We start from the raw sequence: 9,963 nt of genomic DNA, 5'->3' as shown, positions 1-9,963 counted from the left end.
GTTCGCGCGGGCTGACAAGCGTTTATTGCAAAAAGATTATCGTTCGAAGTAATTTTCACCAGATCGCGTTATTTCGCTACGATTTGCCTGGTAACTGTGCAAAATCATTGGCAAAACGGCTGACCTGCTGCCAATCCGTGTACTCCACTTCTTTAGTAGAATCGGTCTCGCCACCGGTCATTCGCATAATCAGCTGAATCATGATGCGATCAAACCAGCGATAACGCGGATAATAGAGCGCACCGGCAAACACCGCACAGCAATCTGGCTGCCACGGCGACTGTGTTAAGAATTTCTGGGTATAGGCATTGGTTTCCGGAGAACGCTTCTCGGGTTTGCGCGCCGTCAGGTTCACCGAGAAGAAGCCACTGGTGCGCTGCTGCAATTCGTGCAGGTGCTGCTTAACGAATTTGTCGACTACCGGGTGGAAATGGCCGTAGCGAATCGAAGCGCCAATCAGCACCCGATCATACTGTGCCCAGTCAGGCGAAGTGGCATCCTGGATATTCATCACATCACAGTTTTGCTGCTGACCGATCTGCTCAGCAATATAAGAGGCGATTTTTTGCGTTTGTCCGTCACGGGTCGAGTAGAGAATCAGCGCTTTCATTTCAGCATCCTTATTAATTACTCACGCCAGAAGGTCGGCGTGAACAGCACCAGCAAGGTAAAGACCTCGAGACGCCCGAATAGCATGGTGGAGATCAATATCCACTTCGCCACATCATTCATTGAGGTGAAGTTATCCGCGACTACGCCCAGACCGGGTCCGAGGTTGTTCAGCGTGGCGGCGACGGCAGCAAAGGCCGAGAAGTCATCTACCCCGGTGGCGATGATTGCCAGCATACTGATCAGAAACACCAGCGCATAAGCGGAGAAGAATCCCCAGACCGCCTCGAGGATACGCTCCGGCAGCGCCCGGTTGCCCAGCTTGATAGTGTAAACCGCATTCGGGTGGACCAGCCGTTTAAGCTCCCGGTTACCCTGCTTGCACAACAGCAGGATGCGGATCACCTTCAGGCCACCGCCGGTTGAACCGGCGCAGCCACCAATAAAGGCGGAGCAGAGCAGCAGCACTGGCAGGAACAGCGGCCAGCGTGCGATGCTGTCGGTTGTGAAGCCGGCAGTGGTCGCCATAGAAACCACCTGGAAGAACGCCTGGTTCAGCGTCTGCCAGCCACTGGCGTAGACATTGTGGAACCAGAGCACCAGCGTGCAGATCAACACCAGCGTCAGCTGGACGCCGATAAACATCCGTAACTCCGGGTCACGCCAGTAGACGCGCAGATTACGGCCACTCAGCATGGCAAAGTGCAGACCGTAGTTACAGCCGGAGATCAGCAGAAACACCGCCACGATGGTATTAATGGTGCCGCTATTAAAGTAGCCGATACTGGCATCGTGAGTGGAAAAGCCCCCGATGGCGATGGTCGAGAAGCTGTGTCCTATCGCATCAAAGGCTGGCATCCCCGCCAGCCACAAGGCCAGCGCACAGGCCACCGTGAGCAGAACGTAGATCAACCACAGGGTCTTGGCTGTTTCGGCAATGCGCGGCCGCATTTTGTTATCTTTCAGCGGTCCCGGCATCTCCGCGCGATAGAGCTGCATTCCCCCGACACCCAGTATCGGTAATATCGCTACCGCTAACACGATGATTCCCATTCCGCCGAGCCACTGCAGCATCTGTCGATAGAACAGAATCGCCTTTGGCAGCGAATCGAGCCCGACCAGGGTCGTGGCACCGGTGGTCGTCAGGCCAGAGAACGATTCGAAGAATGCGTCGGTCACCGACAGGTGCGGCTGTTCAGCAAAGATAAACGGCATCGCCCCCACGCTGCCCAGCACCGTCCAGAACAGCACCACAATCAGAAATCCTTCGCGTGGCTTGAGCTCGGTCTTCTGTTTGCGGTTTGGCCACCACAGCAGCGAGCCGATCACCAGCGCCATCATAAAGGTCTGGCTAAAGGCCCGACCGGCACCGTCGCGATAAATTAATGCGACCAGGCCGGGCAAAATCATCGTCACTGAAAAGAGGATCACCAGCAGACCGACTATGCGGGTAATGGCGCGAAAATGCATTCAGCCGTTCCTTTAAATAAAAGAGAAGAACATCAAGGTGTGAGCGGGATAAGCGATAACGCGCCCCGACTAAAGTCTGACAGATTTTGCTGGAATCCGTCGATTTGTCCATAAGGCAGAGCCAGTGTCAGTACGATGCGGTCCTGGTACTGGCTGTCGGTGACTTTGCCTTCGACGCGCTGCACCAGCCGTTCGATATCGCTGAGCTGCGCATAGTCGCATTGCAGCGTAAACTGTTTCATCGGCACTTTGCGCTGTCGCGCCAGTTGCCTGAGGCCCTGCTGCACGCCGCCGCCATACGCTTTCACTAATCCGCCCGTGCCCAGCATGATGCCTCCGTAATAGCGCACCACCACCGCGGTGATTTCACCGATACCGGCACCCATCAACTGCGCCAGCATCGGTTTACCTGCGGTACCCGACGGCTCGCCATCGTCAGAGAAGCCCAGCTGTTGTGAATCATCTGGCGCACCCGCCACCCAGGCCCAGCAGTGATGCCGGGCAGCGGGATGCTCATTTTTAACCTGCTGGACAAACGCACGCGCCGCCTCAACGCCGTCGGTGTGGGCCAGCAGCGTAATAAAGCGGCTCTTTTTGATGGTCTCCTCACTGATGCTGACAGCCACAGCGGGAATATCAAAAGCGTCCATCAGGCCAGATGCAGGTCGCGGGTCATGTTCTCAACGCGATGCGCATGGATCACCACGTTATCCTCGATACGGATCCCGCCATAAGGTCGAAGCGCATCAATAGCCTGCCAGTTGAAATGCTGGCTGAAGCGGCCTTCACGCAGCGGCGCCAGCAGAGAATCAATAATATAGAAGCCTGGCTCAATGGTTAATACCATGCCGGGCTGCAGCACGCGGGTGCAGCGCAGATAAGGATATTGCGACGGCGCCGCAAGGTGGGTGCCCTGCTCATCCTGCATAAAACCGGCGACATCATGCACCTGCAGGCCGAGCGGATGGCCTAATCCATGCGGCATAAACGGGCCGGTCAAATCTTCCGCCACCAGCGCCTCTTCGCTGATACCCTGCACCAGCTCGAACCTCAGCAGCATCTTCGCGATACGCTGATGCATCTGCAGATGATAATCGGTGTAACGCACGCCCGGCTTCAGCGTGGCGATCAGCGCCAGCTCTTCTGCATTCATCGCCTCAACCATCCGGGCATACAGCGAACTGCTCTGCGCCGCGTAACTGCGGGTGAGATCTGCGGCATAGCCAAGGTATTCGGCACCCGCATCAATTAAGAAGCTGTGGCGCTTTGCCGGCGGCTGATGATCCAGGCGGGTGTAGTGCAGCACCGCCGCGTGTTCATTCAGCGCAATGATATTGCCGTAAGGCACATCGGTATCGCGGTGGCCGGTAGCGGTCAGATAAGCCTGGTTGATATCAAATTCGCTTAAACCCGCAGAAAAGGCCTCTTTGGCGGCGCGATGTCCGGCCACCGCCAGCTTCTGCGCCTGACGCATACACGCCAGTTCATATTCGGTTTTGATGCTGCGATGATAATGCAGGAAATCGATCACCGCTTTGGGATTGATATTGCCGGTGCTGATGCCAAGTTGCGCTGCCCGTGGAGTTACCGGGCCGATATAGGCGACGTTCTCACGCTGAGCGGGTAACAGCTGCGCAATCTCATCCGCATTTTTCAGGCCGATGACCTCAATATCCTCAGTCCAGAAGCTCTCCGGCAGCGGCTCAACGTTGTGCCAGTAGTCCACCGGCGAGTAAAACCATAACTTTGGTTTATTTACGCCATCAACCCACAACCAGCAGTTCGGCACCTGTGTCACCGGCACCCAGGCTTTAAACTGCGGATTGACCTTGAACGGATAGGTGTGATCATCCAGAAACACCGTCAACAACTCACCGGAATGGATCAGCATCGCGTCCAGTTTATTGTGTGCCAGCACCTGCTGCGCCCGTTGCTGCAACGTGGCGATATGCGCGTGATACAAGGTCTTCAGTGAATCCATTGACGTCTCTCCAGTGTCGCGAAATGGCCGCAGTTTAGCATACCCCTTAATCGGATGCCGCGTTGAGAGCGGCTGTGATCTTGTTAGCAAATAAGCAAAGAGCCGTTTGCAAAAAATTAACATCACTCCCACACTCTCGATCATCTGGTATGACCAGATCACTTTTCCGCGGTTTCAGGAGACGCACATGCTCTACCAAGGCGCTAACCTTTCTCTTCGCTGGCTGGACGATGGCATCGCCGAGCTGGTTTTTGATGCCCCTGGCTCGGTCAATAAGCTTGATACGCAAACCGTCGCCAGCCTGGGCGAAGCCATTAAGGTACTGGAGCAGCAGCCTGACCTGCGCGGCGTGCTGCTCAGCTCGGCTAAACCGGCCTTCATTGTCGGCGCTGACATCACCGAGTTCCTCTCGCTGTTTGACGCGCCGACCGAAAAACTAAGTCAGTGGCTGAGCTACGCCAACAGCATTTTTAACCGTCTGGAAGATTTGCCGGTGCCGACCCTCGCCGCCATCGATGGCTATGCGCTGGGGGGCGGATGTGAATGCGTACTGGCCACCGATTTGCGCGTCGCCACGGCCGATGCCCGCATCGGCCTGCCGGAAACGAAACTCGGTATCATGCCGGGCTTCGGCGGCAGCGTGCGTCTGCCACGCCTGTTAGGGGCCGATAGCGCCATGGAGATTATTGCTGCCGGTAAAGACGTCGACGGAAACGCGGCGCTTAAACTCGGTCTGGTCGATGCGGTGGTGGAACGCGATAAACTGCGCGAGGCGGGGATCACCATGCTGAAGGCCGCGGCGCTCGATGGCAGCTGGCGTGCGCGTCGGGCACCGAAACTGGCACCGCTGAAACTGAGTCCGATTGAAGCCGCAATGAGCTTCACCCTGGCCAAAAGTATGGTGATGCAGACTGCAGGCAAACATTATCCGGCACCGCTGATGGCGGTAAAAACCATTGAAGCGGCCGCCAGCCTTGGCCGTGACGATGCGCTGAAACTGGAAAATGCCGCTTTTGTGCCGCTGGCCCAGTCTGACGAAGCGCGCGCGCTGGTCGGTATCTTCCTCAACGATCAATATGTTAAAGGGCTGGCGAAAAAACGCGGCAGCGAAAGCGGTGCGCCAACGCAGGCGGCCGTACTGGGTGCGGGCATTATGGGTGGTGGCATCAGCTATCAGTCAGCGTGGAAAGGTGTGCCGGTCAGAATGAAGGACATCAATCCACAGGCGCTGATGCTCGGCATGAACGAAGCCAGCAAGCTGCTAAATAAGCTGCTGGAGCGCGGCAAAATTGACGGCAACAAACTGGCCAGCGTGATTGCGACCATTCAGCCCACGCTGGATTACGCCGGTTTCGAGCATGCCGACGTGGTGGTAGAAGCCGTAGTCGAAAACCCGCTGATCAAAGCCAGGGTGCTGGCTGAAACCGAACAGCATCTGCGTAACGATGCCATCCTGGCCTCCAATACCTCCACTATTCCCATCAGCCAGCTGGCCCAGGCGCTGCAGCGTCCGGAGAATTTCTGCGGCATGCACTTCTTCAATCCGGTGCCGCGTATGCCGCTGGTCGAAGTGGTGCGTGGCGAGAAAACCAGTGAAGCGACTCTGAGCAAAGTGGTGGCCTGGGCCAGCAAAATGGGTAAAACCCCGATTGTGGTCAATGATTGCCCCGGCTTCTTCGTCAATCGGGTGCTGTTCCCCTACTTCGCCGCTTTCAGCCTGCTGCTGCGTGACGGTGCTGACTTCCGTCAGATTGATAAAGTGATGGAAAAACAGTTTGGCTGGCCAATGGGACCGTCGTGGCTGCTGGATGTGGTTGGCATTGATACCGCACATCATGCGCAAAGCGTGATGGCGGAAGGTTTCCCGCAGCGTATGAAGCACGACTATCGCGATGCGATCGATATGTTGTTTGAGGCCGGTCGTTTCGGTCAGAAAAATGGCAAAGGCTTCTGGCGCTGGGAAACCGACAAAAAGGGCAAACCGAAAAAAGTGGCAGACAGCGAGGTCGATACACTGCTGCAACAGGTTTGTCAGCCTAAGCGGGTCTTCAGCGATGAAGAGATCCTGAATCGCATGATGCTGCCGATGCTGAATGAAGTGGTGCGCTGCCTGGAGGAGAAGATCATCGCCTCACCGGCCGAAGCGGATATGGCACTGGTGTACGGTCTCGGCTTCCCGCCCTTCCGCGGCGGCGCTTTCCGCTACCTCGACACCTTAGGCAACAGTAATGTGGTCGATCAGGCCCGGCGCTACAGCGCTCTCGGCGGCCTGTATGAACTGCCTGAACTGCTGGTGCAAAAAGCACATCAGCATCAGAGCTGGTATCCCGCCGCCAAACCAATTGACGAAGCCGCGCTGAAAAGCGCCTGAGGGCAAGAATATGGAAAATGTGGTGATTATCGATGCGGTACGCACGCCGATGGGACGTTCAAAAGGCGGTGCTTTTCGTCATGTACGTGCCGAGGATCTTTCCGCCCATCTGATGCGTGAACTGCTGAGCCGCAATCCGGCAATCAATCCTGCCTCGCTGGATGACATTGTCTGGGGCTGCGTACAGCAGACGCTGGAACAGGGGTTTAACATCGCGCGTAACGCCGCGCTGCTGGCCGAAATACCGCACTCGGTTCCGGCGACTACCGTCAACCGCCTGTGTGGCTCATCGATGCAGGCACTGCACGACGCGGCGCGCGCCATTATGGTCGGCGATGCGCACAACTGCCTGATTGGCGGCGTGGAGCACATGGGTCACGTACCGATGAGTCACGGCGTCGATTTTCATCCGGGTCTTGGCCGCACCGTCGCCAAAGCAGCCGGAATGATGGGGCTGACTGCCGAAATGCTGGCGCGTATGCATCATATCAGCCGTGAACAACAGGATGCATTTGCCCTGCGCTCGCACCAGCGCGCCTGGCAGGCCACCCAGCGCGGTGATTTCAAATCGGAGATCGTCGCCACTGCTGGTCACGACAGCGACGGCATTCTTAAACGCTACGATTACGATGAGGTTATCCGCGAAGAGACCAGTGCCGAAGGTCTGGCAGCACTGCGGCCGGCGTTTGATCCGGTCAATGGCACCGTGACGGCGGGCACCTCGTCAGCCCTGTCTGATGGCGCGGCCGCGATGCTGGTAATGAGCGAATCCCGCGCTCGTGAACTGGGACTGACGCCACGCGCCCGTATCCGGAGTATGGCGGTAGTCGGCTGCGATCCGTCGATCATGGGCTACGGCCCGGTTCCAGCCAGCAAGCTGGCGCTGAAACGTGCTGGTCTGAGCGTCAATGATATTGACGTGTTTGAACTCAATGAGGCATTTGCAGCACAAACGTTGCCCTGCATAAAAGATTTAGGTCTGCTGGATCGGCTGGATGAGAAGGTCAATCTGAATGGCGGTGCCATTGCGCTGGGTCACCCGCTGGGCTGTTCCGGGGCGCGTATCAGTACCACGTTGCTTAACATCATGGCGCGACGCGATGCGCAGTTTGGTCTGGCGACCATGTGCATTGGTTTAGGTCAGGGTATCGCCACCGTATTCGAGCGTCTGTAATACGTTGGGTCACTTCTTTGTCCGATTTACCCGCCCGAGATGGGCGGGTTTTTTCTTTCCGCTTGTCGTCGATCAGATGAAGGCGAAAGCATCACCATACATCTGCGACTCCAGCGCACCGCGCTCGGCACAGAAGCGATCGCGCGCGATCTTAGCCATCTCGAAACGTCCAGCAATATAGATCTCATGCTCGCTCAGCGTGGTGAAATCCTGCATCACCGCGGTAAGCACCGTGCCCGACCGGCCCTGCCAGCCCGCGTCCGGCTGCTCGACCACCGGGATCACCTTGAGGTTGGGGTGTTTCACCGCCAGTGCATCCAGCTCATCCAGATCGTACAGATGCTTCAGCTCACGTCCGCCCCAGTAGATAGCGATATCACGCTCCGGCTGCTGCGCTAACGCGGTCAGCAGAATAGAACGGGCATAGGAGAAGCCGGTACCGCCCGCGATCAGAATCAATGGTTTGCTGCTCTCTTCGCGCAGCCAGGCATCACCGTGCGGCATGTCGACGGTGATCTGACGATCGTCACGAATACGATCCATCACCGCCATCGCGTACAGGTTGAGATCGGACGCACCGATATGCAGCTCAATGATATCCTTTTCCATTGGCGTTGAGGCCAGTGAGAACGGGCGCTTATCACGCTCATCCATCACCACCATCAGATACTGTCCCGCGCGAAAACTGAAATCCGCTTCCGGAATCAGGCGAACGCGATACACCGTGTCGGTAATCGCTTCAACTGAAGTTACTTTACAGCTTAACGTTGTCATGCGTTCCCTCTGTCGGGTCGTCTTTATGGTTGTGCTCGCCATCAACGCTGTGGCGGCTGATCAAAAATACCTAACTCATCCCAGATAGCGTCAATGCGCGCGGTAATCGCAGGATCTTTCACGATCGGGGTGCCCCATTCGCGCTGCGTTTCGCCCGGCCATTTGTTAGTGGCATCCATCCCCATCTTCGACCCCAGTCCGGAAACCGGTGAGGCGAAATCGAGATAGTCGATCGGCGTATTTTCCACTAAAACGGTGTCACGTGCCGGATCCATACGGGTGGTAATTGCCCAGATCACATCATTCCAGTCACGCGCATTAACATCATCGTCACACACAATAACAAATTTGGTGTACATGAACTGCCGCAGAAACGACCAGACGCCAAACATTACCCGTTTAGCATGACCCGCGTACTGCTTTTTGATGGTCACAACCGCCAGCCGGTAGGAGCAACCTTCCGGCGGCAGATAAAAATCGACAATTTCCGGGAACTGCTTAATCAGAATCGGAACCAGTACTTCATTCAACGCCACACCCAGCACGGCGGGCTCATCCGGCGGACGGCCGGTATAGGTGGAGTGATAGATGGCCTGATGTCGCTGGGTAATGTGCGTTACGGTAAACACCGGGAAGCTATCTACTTCATTGTAGTAGCCCGTGTGGTCGCCGTAAGGCCCTTCCGGTGCCATGTCGCCCGCTTCAATGTAGCCTTCCAGCACGATCTCCGCGCTGGCGGGGACCTCGAGATCGTTCGACAGGCATTTCACCACTTCGGTTTTGTTGCCACGCAGCAGACCGGCAAACGCATATTCTGACAGCGTGTCCGGCACCGGCGTTACCGCACCGAGGATGGTAGCGGGATCGGCACCGAGCGCCACCGAGACAGGAAAACGTTCGCCCGGATGCGCTTTGCTCCACTCCTGAAAATCGAGCGCGCCGCCCCGGTGCGACAGCCAACGCATAATCAGACGGTTTTTGCCGATCACCTGCTGGCGGTAAATACCAAGATTCTGTCGCTCTTTATGCGGACCGCGGGTGACGGTCAGACCCCAGGTAATCAGCGGCGCGGCATCGCCCGGCCAGCATTTCATCACCGGAATACGCGACAGATCGACCTCATCACCGCTGAACACCACTTCCTGGCAGGGCGCATTGCGCAGCCGTTTGGTCGGCATGTTGAGCACCTGCTTAAACTGCGGCATCTTATCGAACAGATCGCGAAAACCTTTTGGTGGCTCCGGCTCTTTCAGAAAGGCCAGCAGTTTGCCTACTTCCCGCAGTGCGCTCACCTCTTCCTGACCCATTCCCATGGCGACGCGCTTTGGCGTGCCAAACAGGTTACACAGTACCGGCATGTCATACCCTTTCGGGTTTTCAAACAGCAGCGCCGGGCCGCCGGCACGCAGCGTGCGGTCGGCGATTTCGGTCATTTCCAGGATGGGATCAATCGATTGCTTAATTCTTTTTAACTCACCACGCTGTTCGAGCAGCGCGAGAAAGTCTCTTAAATCGTGATATTTCATGCGGCTTTAGCTTTCCGGCCAGAGTGAATCGGCCATTATAGGGCTGATTATGCGGTTG

8 protein-coding genes are annotated in these 9,963 nt (G+C 56.7%); 2 read left to right on the top strand and 6 right to left on the bottom strand.

What is annotated here, in order from left to right:
• Window positions 1–76: 76 nt before the first annotated feature.
• From hemG to pepQ, 4 genes are read right to left on the bottom strand one after another with little or no spacing between them, the layout of a single operon-like run.
• Window positions 77–610: a menaquinone-dependent protoporphyrinogen IX dehydrogenase gene (gene hemG, locus HA41_RS10975; protein WP_094120822.1), complete on the bottom strand. Its 534-nt coding sequence runs from the start codon at window positions 608–610 to the stop codon at window positions 77–79.
• Window positions 611–627: 17 nt separating this feature from the next.
• On the bottom strand, window positions 628–2,079 hold the full coding sequence (gene trkH, locus HA41_RS10970; RefSeq protein ID WP_094120821.1) for a Trk system potassium transporter TrkH: 1,452 nt from the start codon (window positions 2,077–2,079) through the stop codon (window positions 628–630).
• 32 nt (window positions 2,080–2,111) lie between these two features.
• Complete coding sequence (locus tag HA41_RS10965) at window positions 2,112–2,729, bottom strand: IMPACT family protein (protein ID WP_094120820.1); 618 nt, start codon at window positions 2,727–2,729, stop codon at window positions 2,112–2,114.
• Window positions 2,729–4,060, bottom strand: a complete 1,332-nt coding sequence (gene pepQ, locus HA41_RS10960; RefSeq protein WP_094120819.1) for a Xaa-Pro dipeptidase — start codon at window positions 4,058–4,060, stop codon at window positions 2,729–2,731. Before pepQ ends, HA41_RS10965 begins: the two co-directional genes overlap by 1 nt.
• 187 nt (window positions 4,061–4,247) lie before the next feature.
• Here pepQ and fadB point away from each other — a divergent pair, with 187 nt between their 5' ends.
• Both fadB and fadA read left to right on the top strand, forming a co-directional pair.
• Complete coding sequence (fadB, locus tag HA41_RS10955; protein ID WP_094120818.1) at window positions 4,248–6,431, top strand: fatty acid oxidation complex subunit alpha FadB; 2,184 nt, start codon at window positions 4,248–4,250, stop codon at window positions 6,429–6,431.
• Window positions 6,432–6,441: 10 nt separating this feature from the next.
• Window positions 6,442–7,605 (top strand): acetyl-CoA C-acyltransferase FadA, encoded by a 1,164-nt coding sequence (fadA, locus tag HA41_RS10950; RefSeq protein WP_094120817.1) that lies wholly within the window; start codon window positions 6,442–6,444, stop codon window positions 7,603–7,605.
• Between the two features lie 72 nt (window positions 7,606–7,677).
• On the opposite strand, the gene fre is transcribed toward fadA, so the two are convergent.
• Entirely contained in the window at window positions 7,678–8,379 is a 702-nt protein-coding gene (fre, locus tag HA41_RS10945; protein WP_094120816.1) for an NAD(P)H-flavin reductase, read from the bottom strand.
• Between the two features lie 41 nt (window positions 8,380–8,420).
• Window positions 8,421–9,905 (bottom strand): 4-hydroxy-3-polyprenylbenzoate decarboxylase, encoded by a 1,485-nt coding sequence (gene ubiD / locus HA41_RS10940; RefSeq protein ID WP_094120815.1) that lies wholly within the window; start codon window positions 9,903–9,905, stop codon window positions 8,421–8,423.
• Window positions 9,906–9,963: the final 58 nt, after the last annotated feature.

The organism is Pantoea conspicua (assembly GCF_002095315.1).
GTDB classification, from domain to species: domain Bacteria; phylum Pseudomonadota; class Gammaproteobacteria; order Enterobacterales; family Enterobacteriaceae; genus Pantoea; species Pantoea conspicua.
This window is presented reverse-complemented; position numbering and strand designations above follow the sequence as displayed.

Coding starts and splice junctions, on each gene's coding strand:
- HA41_RS10965 (WP_094120820.1), bottom strand. CDS start 2,729: ATGGACGCTTTTGATATTCCCGCTGTGGCTGTCAGCATCAGTGAGGAG.
- fre (WP_094120816.1), bottom strand. CDS start 8,379: ATGACAACGTTAAGCTGTAAAGTAACTTCAGTTGAAGCGATTACCGAC.
- ubiD (WP_094120815.1), bottom strand. CDS start 9,905: ATGAAATATCACGATTTAAGAGACTTTCTCGCGCTGCTCGAACAGCGT.
- fadA (WP_094120817.1), top strand. CDS start 6,442: ATGGAAAATGTGGTGATTATCGATGCGGTACGCACGCCGATGGGACGT.
- hemG (WP_094120822.1), bottom strand. CDS start 610: ATGAAAGCGCTGATTCTCTACTCGACCCGTGACGGACAAACGCAAAAA.
- trkH (WP_094120821.1), bottom strand. CDS start 2,079: ATGCATTTTCGCGCCATTACCCGCATAGTCGGTCTGCTGGTGATCCTC.
- fadB (WP_094120818.1), top strand. CDS start 4,248: ATGCTCTACCAAGGCGCTAACCTTTCTCTTCGCTGGCTGGACGATGGC.
- pepQ (WP_094120819.1), bottom strand. CDS start 4,060: ATGGATTCACTGAAGACCTTGTATCACGCGCATATCGCCACGTTGCAG.